This window comes from Pseudomonas benzenivorans (genome assembly GCF_024397895.1).
GTDB classification, from domain to species: Bacteria; Pseudomonadota; Gammaproteobacteria; order Pseudomonadales; family Pseudomonadaceae; genus Aquipseudomonas; species Aquipseudomonas benzenivorans_A.
The window spans coordinates 1,084,946-1,099,689 of the sequence record NZ_CP073346.1; the positions used below are offsets into that span (position 1 = coordinate 1,084,946).

14 protein-coding genes are annotated in these 14,744 nt (G+C 66.8%); 8 read left to right on the forward strand and 6 right to left on the reverse strand.

Translation table 11 applies throughout. The features are described from left to right. Positions 1–216: 216 nt before the first annotated feature. A complete protein-coding gene (fadD1, locus tag KDW96_RS05110; RefSeq protein ID WP_255839348.1) occupies positions 217–1,905 on the reverse strand; it encodes a long-chain-fatty-acid--CoA ligase FadD1 in 1,689 nt (562 codons plus the stop codon). Positions 1,906–2,309: 404 nt separating this feature from the next. Continuing rightward, positions 2,310–3,998, reverse strand: a complete 1,689-nt coding sequence (gene fadD2 / locus KDW96_RS05115) for a long-chain-fatty-acid--CoA ligase FadD2 (RefSeq protein ID WP_255839349.1) — start codon at positions 3,996–3,998, stop codon at positions 2,310–2,312. Between the two features lie 224 nt (positions 3,999–4,222). On the opposite strand from fadD2, the gene KDW96_RS05120 reads away from it, so the two are divergent. The 7 genes from KDW96_RS05120 to KDW96_RS05150 all read left to right on the forward strand — a co-directional run bounded on the left by KDW96_RS05120 (position 4,223) and on the right by KDW96_RS05150 (position 10,068). Continuing rightward, positions 4,223–5,182: an alpha/beta hydrolase gene (locus KDW96_RS05120; protein ID WP_255839350.1), complete on the forward strand. Its 960-nt coding sequence runs from the start codon at positions 4,223–4,225 to the stop codon at positions 5,180–5,182. Beyond that, positions 5,179–5,649, forward strand: coding sequence for a MaoC family dehydratase (locus KDW96_RS05125; protein WP_255839351.1), 471 nt, complete (start codon positions 5,179–5,181; stop codon positions 5,647–5,649). Before KDW96_RS05120 ends, KDW96_RS05125 begins: the two co-directional genes overlap by 4 nt. Positions 5,650–5,766: 117 nt before the next feature. Beyond that, a complete protein-coding gene (locus KDW96_RS05130; protein ID WP_255839352.1) occupies positions 5,767–6,273 on the forward strand; it encodes a DUF1993 domain-containing protein in 507 nt (168 codons plus the stop codon). 197 nt (positions 6,274–6,470) lie between these two features. Continuing rightward, on the forward strand, positions 6,471–7,103 hold the full coding sequence (locus KDW96_RS05135) for a TetR/AcrR family transcriptional regulator (RefSeq protein ID WP_255839353.1): 633 nt from the start codon (positions 6,471–6,473) through the stop codon (positions 7,101–7,103). 1 nt (position 7,104) lies between these two features. Continuing rightward, positions 7,105–8,061, forward strand: a complete 957-nt coding sequence (locus KDW96_RS05140) for an HlyD family secretion protein (RefSeq protein WP_255839354.1) — start codon at positions 7,105–7,107, stop codon at positions 8,059–8,061. After that, a complete protein-coding gene (locus tag KDW96_RS05145; protein ID WP_255839355.1) occupies positions 8,054–8,992 on the forward strand; it encodes an ABC transporter ATP-binding protein in 939 nt (312 codons plus the stop codon). The genes KDW96_RS05140 and KDW96_RS05145 overlap by 8 nt, the downstream gene beginning before the upstream one ends. Continuing rightward, positions 8,989–10,068: an ABC transporter permease gene (locus KDW96_RS05150; protein ID WP_255839356.1), complete on the forward strand. Its 1,080-nt coding sequence runs from the start codon at positions 8,989–8,991 to the stop codon at positions 10,066–10,068. The genes KDW96_RS05145 and KDW96_RS05150 overlap by 4 nt, the downstream gene beginning before the upstream one ends. A gap of 91 nt (positions 10,069–10,159) precedes the next feature. Here the strand turns inward: KDW96_RS05150 and ccoM are convergent, their stop codons facing one another. The 4 genes from ccoM to KDW96_RS05165 all read right to left on the reverse strand — a co-directional run bounded on the left by ccoM (position 10,160) and on the right by KDW96_RS05165 (position 11,531). Continuing rightward, on the reverse strand, positions 10,160–10,276 hold the full coding sequence (gene ccoM, locus KDW96_RS22070; protein WP_304665575.1) for a cytochrome c oxidase subunit CcoM: 117 nt from the start codon (positions 10,274–10,276) through the stop codon (positions 10,160–10,162). 154 nt (positions 10,277–10,430) lie between these two features. Next, positions 10,431–10,592, reverse strand: a complete 162-nt coding sequence (locus KDW96_RS05155) for a hypothetical protein (RefSeq protein ID WP_255839357.1) — start codon at positions 10,590–10,592, stop codon at positions 10,431–10,433. Then, positions 10,589–11,191, reverse strand: a complete 603-nt coding sequence (locus KDW96_RS05160; protein ID WP_255839358.1) for an alpha-ketoglutarate-dependent dioxygenase AlkB family protein — start codon at positions 11,189–11,191, stop codon at positions 10,589–10,591. The genes KDW96_RS05155 and KDW96_RS05160 overlap by 4 nt, the downstream gene beginning before the upstream one ends. 43 nt (positions 11,192–11,234) lie before the next feature. Next, positions 11,235–11,531, reverse strand: a complete 297-nt coding sequence (locus KDW96_RS05165) for an aspartate-semialdehyde dehydrogenase (RefSeq protein WP_255839359.1) — start codon at positions 11,529–11,531, stop codon at positions 11,235–11,237. Positions 11,532–11,706: 175 nt separating this feature from the next. Here KDW96_RS05165 and rapA point away from each other — a divergent pair, with 175 nt between their 5' ends. Further along, positions 11,707–14,550, forward strand: coding sequence for an RNA polymerase-associated protein RapA (rapA, locus tag KDW96_RS05170; protein ID WP_255839360.1), 2,844 nt, complete (start codon positions 11,707–11,709; stop codon positions 14,548–14,550). Positions 14,551–14,744: the final 194 nt, after the last annotated feature.

Consider the following 14,744-nt stretch of genomic DNA (forward strand, 5'->3'; position numbering starts at 1 on the left):
GCCAGGCCAGCAGCAGTTTGCCGCGTAGACGAAGACCGGAAAGCATGAAGGCGAGCACCTGGGTTGAAAGCAAAGGGCCGGCATTGTGCCAAACAACAGTCGCCAGAAATAATTACGCTTATGTCTAGTTCCCGCCGAAACCCCGGTCTAGAGCCATTTGCCAAATGACCGACAAGAAAAAACCCGCCGCGGCGGGTTTTTTCAAGCGATTGCGACTCAGGCGTTGGCGACTTTCTTCAGCTCCTGGTCACGCAGCTCGCGACGCAAGATCTTGCCGACATTGGTGGTCGGCAGCTCTTCGCGGAACTCCACCGCCCTCGGCACCTTGTAGCCGGTGACGTTGGCGCGCATGTGCTCCATGACCTGCTCCTTGGTCAGGGTCACGCCCGGCTTGGCGACCACGAACAGCTTGATCGACTCGCCGGATTTTTCATCCGGCACACCGATGGCCGCGCACTGCAGCACGCCCGGCAGGGTCGCCAGCACGTCTTCCAATTCGTTCGGATAGACGTTGAAGCCGGACACCAGAATCATGTCCTTCTTGCGGTCGACGACCCGCATGTAGCCGTCGTCCTGGATCAGCGCGATGTCACCGGTCTTCAGCCAGCCCTCGGCATCGATCATCTCGTCGGTGGCGTCCTGGCGCTGCCAGTAGCCCTTCATCACCTGCGGGCCCTTGACGCACAGCTCGCCCACCGCACCCAGCGGCAGCGCGTTGCCGGCATCGTCGATGACCTTGCACTGGGTCGAGGGCACCGGAATGCCGATGGTGCCCATTTGAATGTTCGCCACCGGATTGACCGAGGTCACCGGGCTGGTTTCGGTCATGCCATAGCCTTCGCACACCGGACTGCCGGTCACCTGGGTCCAGCGCTCGGCGGTGGCCATTTGCAGGGCCATACCGCCGGACAACGTGATCTTAAGGGACGAGAAGTCGAGCTTCTGGAATGCCTCGTTGTTGCACAGGGCGATGAACAGGGTATTGAGGCCCACGAAGGCGCTGAACTTGTGGCGCGACAGTTCCTTGACCATGCCTGGCAGGTCGCGCGGATTGGTGATCAGCAGGTTGTGGTTGCCGATCAGCATCATCGCCATGCAGTGAAAGGTGAAGGCATAGATGTGGTAAAGCGGCAGCGGCGCCACGACGATTTCGCAGCCATCGCCCATGTTCGAGGCCATCATCGCCCGGGCCTGCAGCATGTTGGCCACCAGGTTGCGGTGGGTCAGCATCGCGCCCTTCGCCACTCCGGTGGTACCGCCGGTGTACTGCAGCACGGCGATCTCGCCGCTGGCCGGATTGACCTCGGCCACTGGCTTGCCGCGCCCCTTGGCCAGAGCCTGGGTGAGCTTGACCGCCTTCGGCAGGTTGTAGGCCGGCACCATCTTCTTCACGTGCTTGATCACGCTGTTGACCAACAGGCGCTTGAGCGGCGCCAGCATGTCGCCGACCTCGGTGACGATGACCGTGTTGACCCCGGTCTTGGGCACCACCTGCTCCGCCAGGTGGGCCATATTGGCCAGGCAGACCAGGGCCTTGGCGCCGGAATCGTTGAACTGGTGCTCCATTTCCCGCGCGGTGTACAGCGGGTTGGTATTGACCACCACCAGGCCGGCGCGCATGGCGCCGAATACCACCACCGGGTACTGCAGCAGGTTGGGCAGCTGCACGGCGATGCGGTCGCCCGGCTCGAGATCGGTATGCTGTTGCAGGTAGGCGGCAAAGGCACCCGACAGCTGGTACAGCTCGCCGTAGGTCAGGGTCTTGCCGAGGTTGCTGAAGGCCGGCTTGTCGGCAAAACGCTGGCAGGACTGCTTCAGCACCGCCTGAATGTTCGGGTACTGGTCCGGATCGATCTCCGCGGCGATGCCAACGGGATACTTATCCTTCCAAAAATTCTCGGTCATGGAAGCCCACTCCTAAGCGACAGCTGATCTTCGCCGCGCGCAGGCGGCTGTTTGTTGTTTTGACCTGCTTTTCCACCGTACAGGCGGCCACAAGGCGGGCCGAGAGTAGCAGCTTTGCCAGGGGCCGCCTAGCACCCAAAGCAGGACAGGAGGTCCAAATGCGAACGAAATATGCATTTTTGGTCATTTTTAGAAGAAGCTGTCAGATTGCCCGACAATCGCCTCAGTATCTGGCATGCAATCACGAACCTGGTGCGTACAGAAGGGGCTCAGGCTGCCGCCTCGGGCTGTTCCTGGCGACCCTGGGTGATGAGCGTAGTCGCCCCCGGGCGAAGCACGCACGAGCGATTCGGGGCCTGGCCCCGAACCGGTAACGCCGCCCGCAGGCGGCGTCGAAGGAGGGGTCAGGCGATATCGCGCAGTTCGCGCCGGAGGATCTTGCCGACCGGGGTCATCGGCAGCGCCTCCTTGAAGACGATGTGCTTGGGCACCTTGTAGCCGGTGAAGTTTTCCTTGCAGTAGGCCTTGAGCTCCTCGACGCTGAGGTCGCCGCTGCGCGGCACCACGAACAACTTCACCGCTTCGCCGGATTTCTCGTCGGGCACGCCGATGGCCGCGCAGCTGGCGACCTTGGGGTGGGCCATCACCACGTCTTCGATCTCGTTGGGGTACACGTTGAAACCGGAGACGATGATCATGTCCTTCTTGCGATCGACGATGCGTACAAAGCCGTCCGGGTCGATCACCGCGATGTCGCCGGTCTTGAACCAGCCGTCGGCATCCAGCACCTCGGCGGTGGCCTCCTCGCGCTGCCAGTAGCCTTTCATCACCTGCGGTCCCTTGATGCACAGCTCGCCGCGCTCGCCCAGTGGCTGCTCGTTGCCGTCATCATCGATGACCTTGAACGCCGTGCCCGGCAGAGGAACGCCAACCGTCCCCAGGCGCGCCTTGTCGCCGTAGCCGTTGGCGCTGGCCACCGGCGAGGTCTCGGTCAGGCCGTAGCCTTCGGTCACCGCGCAACCGGTCATGGCCTTCCAGCGCTCGGCCGTGGCCTTGACCAAGGCGGTGCCGCCGGAATTGGTGAGCTTGAGGTGGGAGAAGTCGAGCTTCTTGAAATCGGGGTGATCCATCAGGGCGACGAACAGGGTGTTGAGCCCCAGCAACGCGGAGAACTGCCACTTGCCCAGCTCCTTGACGAAGCCGGCGATATCCCGAGGATTGGTGATCAGCACGTTGTGGTTGCCGTTGACCATCATGCACATGCAGTTCGCGGTGAATGCATAGATATGGTAGAGCGGCAACGGCGCGATCATGATTTCCTGCGCCTCCTTGAGCAGCGGCGCGCCGTCGTTGCCAAGCTGCGACATGCAGGCGTTGACCTGGAGCATGTTGCCCACCAGGTTGCCGTGGGTCAGCATCGCGCCCTTGGCCACCCCCGTGGTGCCACCGGTGTACTGCAGCACGGCGATGTCGTCCTGGCCGACCTTGACCGGTTTGAGGTCGTAGCCGTGACCCTGGCGCAGCGCCTGCTTGAAGGGTACCGCCTGGGGCAGGCGGTAGTCCGGCACCAGCTTCTTGACCTTCTTCACCAGGGTATTGACCAGCCAGCCCTTCAGGCTCGGCAGCATGTCGCCCATTCTGGCTTCGATCAGGTATTCGATTTCGGTGTCGGGCAGCACTTCCTGCACCAGCTTGCCGAACATGTTCAGGTAGACTAGGGCGCGCACCCCGGCGTCCTTGAACTGGTGGCGCATCTCCCGGGCGGTGTACAGCGGGTTGGTGTTGACCACGATCAGCCCGGCGCGCATGGCGCCGAACACCGCGATCGGGTATTGCAGGACGTTGGGCATCTGCACGGCGATGCGGTCGCCGGGCTGCAGGTCGGTGTGCTTCTGCAGATAGCCGGCGAAGGCGGCGGACAGTCGATCAAGCTCGGCGTAACTGAGGGTCACCCCCAGGTTGGTGAAGGCCGGGCGGTCGGCGAATTTCTTGCAGGAGCGCTCGAACACCTCGACCACCGACTTGTAGGCGCCCATGTCGATGCTGCTGGGTACCCCGGCCGGGCGCTTGTCGTTCCAGAAATCAGGCTGCATTGTTGTTATTCCTCTTCCTCGAGATGTTGTCCCCCGCCAAGCGGGCCTGCGCAAGGCCTTGCCATGACACGCCTGGAGCTGCGCCGAACTTAGCAGTTCTGCCGCGGGGCGCAAAGACTGGCACGGGCGTCATAGATCCCATGAATCTTCGATCCGCGCATGCGGCTGTGAAAGCCCGGGGCCTGCCTCTACAATGCCGACTCCCGCAGGCTCAAGGACTCGCCATGCACCATGAAGCATTCTGGCTGAACAGCAGCGATGCAACGCCCCTGTACGTGAACCGCTGGTCCCCCGACGAGCCACCCAGGGCCGTGGTGATGCTGGCCCACGGCATGGCCGAGCACAGCGACCGTTACGCCCGCCTGGGGACCGCGCTGACGGCGGCCGGCTACGAGCTGTTCGCCCACGACCAGCGGGGCCACGGCCAGACCGCCCGTCACGGACGCCTCGGCCACTATGCCGACGACAATGGCTGGAACCTGGTGATTGGCGACCTGGCCCGTCTCAACCACCATATCCGCCAACACCACCCGCACACGCCAATCTTCCTGCTCGGCCACAGCATGGGCAGCTATATCGGCCAGGCCTACCTGATGCACCACAGCAGCAGCCTGCAGGGCGCGATCCTCTCCGGCTCGAACTACCAGCCAAGCTGGCTGTACCGCCTCGCCCGCCTGGTGGCGCGTTTCGAACACTGGCGCCAGGGCCCCCACGGCCGCAGCAAGCTGATCGTCCGGCTGTCCTTCGGCTCGTTCAACAGCGCATTCAAACCCAACCGCACCACCTTCGACTGGCTGAGCCGGGACCCGCAGGAAGTCGCCAGCTACGTCAACGACCCGCTGTGCGGCTTCCTCTGCACCAATCAGCTGTGGCTCGACCTGCTCGGCGGTCTGCAGCACATCAGCCAGCCGCAGCACCTCGAGCAGATCGACAGCGAGCTGCCGCTGCTGGTGATCGGTGGCGACCACGACCCGGTCAGTGCCGGCAAGCGCCTGCACCACCTGGCCGACGTCCTGCGCCAGGCCGGCCTCAAGCAGGTGCAATTGAAAACCTACCCGGACGCCCGTCACGAGCTGCTCAACGAGCGCAATCGCGACGAAGTGACCGCCCACCTGATCGGCTGGCTGGACGAGGCCCTGGCCCACAGCCGCCACCGCACCCGGAAAGCCAAGGAGACCCCATGAGCCAGACCAGCAACACGCCCTACGAAGCCCTCGAAGTCGGCCAGACCGCCAGCTACAGCAAGACCGTCGAGGAACGCGACATCCAGCTGTTCGCGGCGATGTCCGGCGACCACAACCCGGTGCACCTGGACGCCGAGTACGCCGCCGGCACCATGTTCAAGGAGCGCATCGCCCACGGCATGTTCAGTGGCGCGCTGATCAGCGCCGCGGTCGCCTGCGAGCTGCCCGGCCCCGGCACCATCTACCTGGGCCAGACCATGCGTTTCACCCTTCCGGTCAAGCTCGGCGACACCCTCACCGTGCGCCTGGAAATCCTCGAGAAGCTGCCGAAATTCCGCGTCCGCATCGCCACCCGCGTGTTCAACCAGCGGGACGAACTGGTGGTCGACGGCGAGGCGGAGATCCTCGCCCCGCGCAAGCAGCAGACCGTGGAACTGACCGAACTGCCGCCGATCCGCATCGGCTAGGTGCCGGGCAACCTGAGCGATGCGCTCCGGTCTAACCCGCACAGCCCCCGACAGACCGCCACGGCGGCGGTCTGTATTTTTCTTCGCAGCACCCCACGCACCTCCCTGGAGAGTTCCATGTCCCTATCCATGTACCACGCGTCCATCCCGGTCTTCGTCCGCCAACTGGGCAACCTGTCGACCATTCTCGGCCTCGCCGCCGCCGACGCCGAGGCGCGCAAGATCGACCCGAGCGTGTTCTTCAACGCCCGCCTGGCCCCCGACATGTTCCCCCTGAGCCGTCAGGTGCAGATCGCCTGCGATGGCGCCAAGGCCGGCGTCGCCCTGCTGGCGGGCGTCGAAGCGCCCAGCCATGCCGACGACGAAACCAACCTCGCCGAACTGCAGGCGCGCATCGCCAAGACCCTGGAATTCCTCCAGGCCGTGAGCCCCGAACAGATCGACGGCAGCGAGGCGCGCACCGTGACCCTCAAGCGCCGCGACAAGGAAACCCACTTCCAGGGCCAGGCCTTCCTCCTCGACCACGTCCTGCCCAACTTCTATTTCCACTACACCACCGCCTACGCCATCCTGCGCCACAACGGCGTCGCCGTCGGCAAGCGCGACTTCCTCGGCACCCGCTGAGTCGCGCCCGACAGCCGATCCACTCGGCTGCCCGCAACTGCCGTGAGGGCGGGGCCCATGTTGCCCCGCCCCTCGCCGCCCCTCTCTGGATATCCAATAAAGATCCTGCCGCCTACCGTTCGGCGGATGCGGCCGTTCGTTGGCATCAATTAATTAAACTGATATTTAAATAAACTCCGCCAAACCCGGAGCCGAACATGTCCCGCCCCCGTTCACCCGGCCGGCCCAGCGGCGACTCGCCGCCGCAGCGCGAGCGCCTGCTCGACGCCGCCGTACAGGCCTTCGCCCACACCGGCATCCAGGCCGCCAGCCTGCGCGGCATCGCCGAGCACGCCGGGGTCACTCCGGCCTTGGTCAATTACTACTTCGGCAACAAGGCGCGCCTGGTCGAGGCGATGATCGAGGAACGCTTCATGCCCTTGATCCGCGGCGTCGCCGAGCGCCTGCAGCAGGCCGGCGACGACCCGCACGAGCTGGTGCAGCGCTTCGTTCGCGGCATGAGCGAGATGGTGGTCCAGCACCCCTGGATTCCGCCGCTGTGGGTGCGCGAAATACTCTGCGAGGGCGGCGCGCTGCGCGAACAACTGACCAGCCGCATCGCCCCGCTGATCCCCCTGCTGCTGGCCCAACGCTTCGCCGCCGCCCAGGCCCGCGGCGGCCTCAACCCGGCCCTCGATCCGCGCCTGCTGGTGGTCTCGCTGATCGGCCTGACCATGCTGCCCTATGCCGCCGCGCCGCTGTGGCGCGGCATCTTCGCCAACCCGCAGCTCGGCGACGAGGCGCTGATCAGCCACACCCTGGCCCTGCTCGAACATGGGATGGAGGCCTGAAATGCGCACCCTGCTGCCCTGCCTGCTGATACTCGGCCTGTTTGCCGGCTGCGAACGCCCAAACGATGCGGTGCTGCTCGGCACCCTGGAATGGGACCGCATCGGCCTGCCGGCCGAAGCCTCGGAGCCCATCCTGCGCTGGCACGTGACCGAGGGCGAGCGGGTCGAGGCCGGCCAGCTGCTGCTGGAGCTCGACCCGCGCCGGCAGAACGCCCGCATCGCCCAGGCCCGGGGCGAAGTCGCCCTGGCCGAGGCGCGGCTGCGCGAACTGAGCAACGGCGCCCGGGTGGAAGCCATCGACGCAGCCCAGGCCAATCTGGCGCGCAACCGCGCCGCGCAAGTCGACGCCGAACGCAACTTCCGGCGCATCGCCACCCTGCACCGGCGCGGCCTGCTGGCCGTGGCCGAACTGGACAGTGCCCGCGCCAGCCGCGACCAGGCCCGCGCCGCCAGCCGCAATGCCGAGGCCCAGCTGCGTGAACTGAGCAACGGCACCCGGCCCGAGCAGCTGGAGCAGGCCAGCGCGGCGCTGCAGGCGGCCCGCGGCGGCCTGGCCCTGCTCGAGGTCGGCCGCGAGCACCTGAGCCTGCGTGCCCCCCGGGCCGGGCGGGTCGACGCCCTGCCCTTCAAGCCCGGCGACCAGCCGCCCGGTGGCGCCGAACTGGTCAGCCTGCTGGTGGGCGAGCAGCCCTACGCGCGGGTCTACGTGCCCGCCAGCCTGCGCGCCGGCATGACCCTGGGCGATACCCTGCAGGTGCGGGTCGAAGGAATCGAGCAGCCGTTCACCGCCAGCGTCAGCAGCATCCGCAGCGAGGCCAGCTTCACCCCCTATTTCGCCCTCAGCGGCGACGACGCCAGTCGTCTGATGTACCGCGCCGAGTTGCGCCTGCAGGGCGAGGCCGCCCGCCAACTGCCGGCCGGCCTGCCGGTACGCGCCGAGCGCCAGCGCCATGAATAGCGCCGAGCCGGTGATCCGCTGCCGCGGCCTGAGCAAGCGCTTCGCCGCGCTGACCGCGGTCGACGCGCTCGACCTCAACGTGCGCCGCGCCGAGGTGTTCGGTTTCCTCGGCCCCAACGGCTCCGGCAAGTCCACCACCATCCGCATGCTCTGCGGCCTGCTGCTGCCCAGCGCCGGCGAGATCGAGGTGCTCGGCTGCCAGATTCCCCGGGACGCCGAGGCGCTGAAGCGGCGCATCGGCTACATGACCCAGAAGTTCTCCCTGTACGAGGACCTCAGCGTGCTGGAGAACCTGCAGTTCCTCGCCACCGTGCAGGGTCTGGGCAAGGCCGCGGCGCGTTCACGCATCGCCGAGCTGCTCGAGCGCTACTGGCTGAGCGAGCTCCGCCAGCAGATGGCCGGCACCCTCAGTGGCGGCCAGAAGCAGCGCCTGGCACTGGCCGGCGCGGTGCTGCACAAACCCGACCTGCTGCTGCTGGACGAGCCGACCAGTGCGGTCGATCCGCAGTCGCGGCGCGAATTCTGGGATTCGCTGTTCGAGCTGGCCGAAGCCGGCACCACCCTGCTGGTATCCACCCACTACATGGACGAGGCCGAGCGCTGCACCCGCCTGGGCATCCTCGACGCCGGCCGCCTGGTGGCCGACGGCAGCCCGCGCGAGCTGCTCGACGCCCTGCCCGGTCAGCCGCTGCTGGTCGAATGCGAACAGCCGCGCCAGGCTCAGCGGGCGCTGCAGGGCTGCCCCGAAGTGCTGGCCATGGCCCAGATCGGCGCCGCGCTGCGGGTGCTGGTGGCCGGCACCGATGGCCGCGCCGCCATCGCCCAGCGCCTCGACGCCGCACGCCTCGACGCCCGCCTGCACGATGCCCCGGCCAACCTCGAGGACGTATTCGTCTGCGTCACCCGGCAGCCCGTACAGGTGCGCCCATGAACCTGCGCCGACTCAGCGCGATCGTCATCAAGGAACTGCGCCAGCTGCGCCGCGACCGCCTGACCTTCGCCATGATCGTCGGCATCCCGCTGCTGCAGCTGGTGCTGTTCGGCTACGCCATCAACATGGACGTGCGCGGCATCGACGCCGCCGTGCTGGACCAGGCCGGCACCGCCAATGCCCGCGAGGTGGTGGCGGAAATCGGCTCCAGCCAGGTGCTTGACCTGCGCTACCGGGCCAGCAGCCCACAGCAGCTGGACGAGCTGCTGCGCCAGGGCAAGATCAGCGCCGCCCTGGTGCTGCCCGCGGACTTCGAGGCGCGCCTGCAGCGCCAGGACCGGCCGCCGCTGCAGCTCGTGGTCGACGGCTCGGACCAGAGCGTGCAGGCCTCGGCCCGGCAACTGGCGGCCTACCCCCTGCCAGGCTGGGACAGCCGCCAGGCGGTGGAGCTGGTGAACTTCTACAACCCCGAGCGGCGAGCCGCCCTGAACACGGTGCCGGGGCTGATCGGGGTGATCCTGACCATGACCCTGGTGATGTTCACCGCCATCGCCCTGGTGCGCGAGCGCGAACGGGGCAACCTGGAGATGCTGATCGCCACGCCGCTGTCGCCCTGGGAGCTGACCCTGGGCAAGGTGCTGCCGTTCGTCGGCATCGGCCTGATCCAGGTGACGGTGATCCTGCTGGTCGGCCGCCTGCTGTTCGAGGTGCCGGTGCGCGGCTCGTTGCTGCAGCTGTATGGCGCGGCCCTGCTGTTCATCGTCGCCAGCCTGGCCCTCGGGGTGTTCCTCTCGACCCTGGCGCGCACCCAGTTCCAGGCCATGCAGATGGCTTTTTTCACCTTCCTGCCGCAGATCCTGCTGTCCGGTTTCATGTTCCCCTTCGCCGGCATGCCCCAGGCCGCCCAGTGGTTCGCCGAGCTGCTGCCGCTCACCCACTTCCTGCGCCTGGCGCGCGGCATCATGCTGCGCAGCGCCGGCCTGCTGGAACTCTGGCCGGAAATGCTCGCCCTGCTGGCGTTCACCGTACTGATGCTGAGCGTGGCGGTGCTGCGGGTCAGCAAGCGCCTCGACTAGCCGCGGCAGCTTGCTCCCCGGCAGTTTCGAAGCAAAAAAGGGGCGACCGTAGTCGCCCCAATTGCCTTGCGTGCCCATGCAAACGCCGGCGCTAGCCCTGGCCGCGCCCTCGCGAATCCTTCCAGATGAAATAACCAACGCCCGCGAAGAACGCCAGCATCAGGGCGACGGTGCCGACCCCGGCGAGAACGACTACATCGATGAACATGCTGGCCTCCTGCATTGACCTTGGCGGGTATGGCGCCAAGGTAACAGGGGCGACGGCGCGGTCCTTGACCCAGGTCAACGGATGCGAGGGGGGAGAAAGCAGGGGGACACCCAAGATTGACCCGGGTCAAGGGAGCGGCGTCCAGCGCGATGGCTCAGCGCTTCTTAGACTTGCCCCGGGACTTCTTCTTGCCCTGGGTCAAGGGCAACACCTGCTCGAACTTCTCGCGCATCTCGTTGAGGCGCTTGTCGTGCAGGTCGTGGATGCGCTTGTCGCGCTCGGCGCTGAAATCGATCAGGTTTTCGTCATTGCTCATGCGGTCGACCGGATTAAGCGGAAGGTCAGGTTCAGACGCGGCGCACAGGGCCGGCGCGTCTTCGCCACTTGATGCTGCCAATAATGCTGCGTCGGGCCGGCCATGACCAGCAGCGATCCGTGTTCGAGGCGCAACGAGTGCTCGATCCGCGACTGGCCCTTGCGGCGCAGGTCGAAACGGCGGGCGCCGCCCAGGTTGAGCGAGACGATCACTGGGTTGGCACCCAACTCGGCCTCGTCGTCGCTGTGCCAGCCCATGGAATCGTTGCCATCGCGGTAATAGTTGAGCAGCACGCCATTGAGCGCCTGGCCCACCGTCGCCTGCAGCCGCTGGCGGATCTGCGCCAGCAAGGGCGTCCACGGCAGTGGCCGATGCTGCAGGCCGGAATAGCGGTAGGCGGCGTCCTCGTCGCCGTACCAGGCCACCAGGCGCGGCACCGGGTGAACGCGGCCATAGAGGCGCACCTGAGGCTGCTGCCAGGGCGTTTGCGCGAGTAACTGGTGCAACCAGGCATCGGCCGTGAGCGGGTCGAGCCACTGGGCATGCAGTTCCAGCTGGGCATCGGGCAGTTGCAAATGGCTGTCGGAAAAAAGGTCCAAGGGCATCTCGGGGCGGGGCTGAGGCGATTCGATTGTCCGCGTTTCAGACCTGCACATCCACCCACAGGCCCTGGCGCGGCAGCTCGTCGAGCCCCTGGGCATCGGCCTCGTCCACCTCGCCCTCGGCCAGTTCCTCGGCGCTGTAGCCCCGACGTTGACGCCGTCGCTGTTCCTCGCGCCGCAGTTCCTCGGCCTCCTGCGGGTGCCGCTTGTCGAGGCCCACACCGCTCTCCTTGGCGCTTTCCGCCGCAGGCGTCACCGGTGGCACCTCGGGTTTTGGCTTGATCACGTCCTGCTGCACGGTGACCGGGGCCAGGCTGTGGGGAATGGGTGGTAGCACGATATGACGCCCTCCTTTGGTCAGGCTGTCGGCCAACTCGATGCCGACTTGAGAACCGCCTAACTACACTTTCGACTCGGGAGACGCCGTCAAGTGCCCTTCGCGCAGTATTGCGCCTTTGGCCTGGGCCCGACGTTCCGTTACCATAGCCGGCTTTTTCACGCGGGAGACAGGCATGGCGCAATACGAACCGGGGCAACGCTGGATCAGTGACAGCGAAGCGGAGCTGGGCTTGGGAACCATCCTCATGCAGGAAGGCCGCATGCTCACCGTGCTCTACCCGGCCACTGGCGAGACCCGCCAGTACGCTGCGCGCAATGCACCGCTGACCCGCGTGCGCTTCGCCCCGGGTGACGAGATCACCCATTTCGAGGGCTGGAAGCTGACCGTGCAGGAAGTCGAGGACATCGACGGCCTGCTGGTCTACCACGGCCTCAATGGTCAGCACGACAGCATCAGCCTGCCGGAAACCCAGCTGTCGAACTTCATCCAGTTCCGTCTGGCCAGCGACCGCCTGTTCGCCGGCCAGATCGACCCGCTGCCCTGGTTCGCCCTGCGCTATCGCACCCTGGAGTTCACCAGCCGTCAGCTGCAGTCGAAGCTCTGGGGCCTGGGCGGCGTCCGCGCACAACCCATCGCCCACCAGCTGCACATCGCCCGCGAAGTCGCCGACCGCATCGCCCCGCGGGTACTGCTGGCCGACGAAGTGGGCCTGGGCAAGACCATCGAGGCCGGCCTGGTGATCCATCGCCAGCTGCTCAGCGGCCGCGCCAGCCGGGTGCTGATCCTGGTACCGGAGAACCTGCAGCACCAGTGGCTGGTGGAGATGCGCCGGCGCTTCAACCTCGAGGTCGCCCTGTTCGACGCCGAGCGCTTCATCGAGAGCGACGCCGACAACCCGTTCGAGGACGCCCAGCTGGCACTGGTCGCCCTGGAGTGGCTGCGCGAGGACGACAAGGCCCAGGACGCGCTGCTCAAAGCCGGCTGGGACCTGCTGGTGGTCGACGAGGCCCACCACCTGGTCTGGCACCCGGAACACGCCAGTGCGGAATACCGCCTGGTCGAGCAACTGGCCGGGGTCATTCCCGGCGTGCTGCTGCTCACCGCGACGCCGGAGCAGCTTGGCCAGGACAGCCACTTCGCCCGCCTGCGCCTGCTCGACCCGCACCGTTTCCACGACCTCGAGGCTTTCCGCGCCGAGAGCGCCCATTACCGGCCGATCGCCGAAGCGGTGCAGGAGCTGCTGGACAAGGGCAAGCTGTCGACCACCGCGCACCGCACCATCCACGACTTCCTCGGCCTGGAAGGCGAAGGCCTGCTGGCCGCGGTCAACGACGGCGACCAGGATGCCGCGGCGCGCCTGGTGCGCGAGCTGCTCGACCGCCACGGTACCGGCCGCCTGCTGTTTCGCAACACCCGCGCGGCGGTGCAGGGCTTTCCCGAGCGCGAACTGCACCCCTACCCGCTGGCGAGCCCGGACGAGTACATGGAGCTGCCGATCGGCGAGCACCCCGACCTCTACCCGGAAGTCAGCTACCAGGCCCAGTCCGAGGTGGACGAGGACCAGCGCTGGTGGCGTTTCGACCCGCGCGTCGAGTGGCTGGTCGATACCCTGAAGATGCTCAAGAAGTTCAAGGTGCTGGTGATCTGCGCCCACGCCGAGACCGCCATGGACCTGGAAGACGCCCTGCGCGTGCGCAAGGGCATCCCCGCCACCGTGTTCCACGAGGGCATGAGCATCCTCGAGCGCGACCGCGCCGCGGCCTACTTCGCCGACGAAGAGTTCGGCGCCCAGGTGCTGGTCTGCTCGGAAATCGGCAGCGAAGGCCGCAACTTCCAGTTCGCCCATCACCTGGTGCTGTTCGACCTGCCGGCCCACCCCGACCTGCTCGAGCAGCGCATCGGCCGCCTCGACCGCATCGGCCAGAAACACCGCATCCAGCTGCACGTGCCCTACCTGGAGAACAGCCCGCAGGAGCGCCTGTTCCAGTGGTACCACCAGGGGCTCAACGCCTTCCTCGCCACCTGCCCCACCGGCAACGCCCTGCAGCACCAGTTCGGCGCGCGCCTGCTGCCGCTGCTCGAAGGCGGCGACGACGATCAGTGGCAGCGCCTGGTGGATGAGGCCCGCGCCGAGCGTCAGCGCCTGGAAGGCGAGCTGCACGCCGGCCGCGACCGCCTGCTGGAACTCAACTCCGGGGGCGCCGGCGAAGGCGAGGCGCTGGTCGAGGCGATCCTCGAGCAGGACGATCAGTTCGCCCTGCCGATCTATATGGAAGCGCTGTTCGACGCCTTTGGCATCGACAGCGAGGACCACTCGGAAAACGCCCTGATCCTGCGCCCCAGCGAGAAGATGCTGGACGCCAGTTTTCCGCTGGGCGACGACGAAGGGGTGACCATCACCTACGACCGCAGCCAGGCCCTGGCCCGCGAGGACATGCAGTTCCTCACCTGGGAACACCCCATGGTGCAGGGCGGCATGGACCTGGTGCGCTCTGGCTCGATGGGCAACACCGGCGTCGCGCTGATCAAGAACAAGGCGCTCAAACCCGGTACCGTGCTGCTGGAACTGCTGTACGTCAGCGAAGTGGTCGCCCCGCGCACCCTGCAGCTGGGCCGCTACCTGCCGCCCGCGGCGCTGCGCTGCCTGCTCGACGCCAACGGCAACGACCTGGCCGGCAAGGTCGCCTTCGAAACCCTCAACGACCAGCTGGAAAGCGTGCCGCGTGCCAGCGCCAACAAGTTCGTCCAGGCCCAGCGGGACGCCATCAGTCCACTGATCAACTCGGGCGAGGAGAAAATCGCGCCGCGCCACGCCGAGCGGGTCGCCGAGGCCAAGCGCCGCCTGGCCGCGGAGATCGACGAGGAGCTGGCGCGCCTGACCGCTTTGCAGGCCGTCAACCCGAGCGTGCGCGACGACGAACTGAACGCCCTGCGCCAGCAGCGCGAGCAGGGCCTGGCCATGCTCGACAAGGCCGCCCTGCGCCTGGAGGCGATCCGCGTGCTGGTGGCCGGCTAAGCCCCCAAGTCGTACCGCAGAAGGCCCGCACGCGCGGGCCTTCTTGCGTTTCTGATGCCTGGATCGCCGGCATGGCGCGGCAATGCCCACTCAGATCAGACGCCCCAGCCGGCGGGCGCTCGCCCTTGGCTCGAATGGCTATAAGCGTAGTAGCCAAAAAATCACCACCGTCCCCCCATCACCGCTTGTCGCCC

What these genes read in the sequence shown, in the direction of transcription:
- KDW96_RS05135 (WP_255839353.1), top strand. Translation starts at nt 6,471, where the DNA reads ATGTCCCGCCCCCGTTCACCCGGCCGGCCCAGCGGCGACTCGCCGCCG.
- KDW96_RS05130 (WP_255839352.1), top strand. Translation starts at nt 5,767, where the DNA reads ATGTCCCTATCCATGTACCACGCGTCCATCCCGGTCTTCGTCCGCCAA.
- KDW96_RS05155 (WP_255839357.1), bottom strand. Translation starts at nt 10,592, where the DNA reads ATGAGCAATGACGAAAACCTGATCGATTTCAGCGCCGAGCGCGACAAG.
- rapA (WP_255839360.1), top strand. Translation starts at nt 11,707, where the DNA reads ATGGCGCAATACGAACCGGGGCAACGCTGGATCAGTGACAGCGAAGCG.
- KDW96_RS05145 (WP_255839355.1), top strand. Translation starts at nt 8,054, where the DNA reads ATGAATAGCGCCGAGCCGGTGATCCGCTGCCGCGGCCTGAGCAAGCGC.
- ccoM (WP_304665575.1), bottom strand. Translation starts at nt 10,276, where the DNA reads ATGTTCATCGATGTAGTCGTTCTCGCCGGGGTCGGCACCGTCGCCCTG.
- KDW96_RS05150 (WP_255839356.1), top strand. Translation starts at nt 8,989, where the DNA reads ATGAACCTGCGCCGACTCAGCGCGATCGTCATCAAGGAACTGCGCCAG.
- fadD2 (WP_255839349.1), bottom strand. Translation starts at nt 3,998, where the DNA reads ATGCAGCCTGATTTCTGGAACGACAAGCGCCCGGCCGGGGTACCCAGC.
- KDW96_RS05125 (WP_255839351.1), top strand. Translation starts at nt 5,179, where the DNA reads ATGAGCCAGACCAGCAACACGCCCTACGAAGCCCTCGAAGTCGGCCAG.
- fadD1 (WP_255839348.1), bottom strand. Translation starts at nt 1,905, where the DNA reads ATGACCGAGAATTTTTGGAAGGATAAGTATCCCGTTGGCATCGCCGCG.
- KDW96_RS05140 (WP_255839354.1), top strand. Translation starts at nt 7,105, where the DNA reads ATGCGCACCCTGCTGCCCTGCCTGCTGATACTCGGCCTGTTTGCCGGC.
- KDW96_RS05120 (WP_255839350.1), top strand. Translation starts at nt 4,223, where the DNA reads ATGCACCATGAAGCATTCTGGCTGAACAGCAGCGATGCAACGCCCCTG.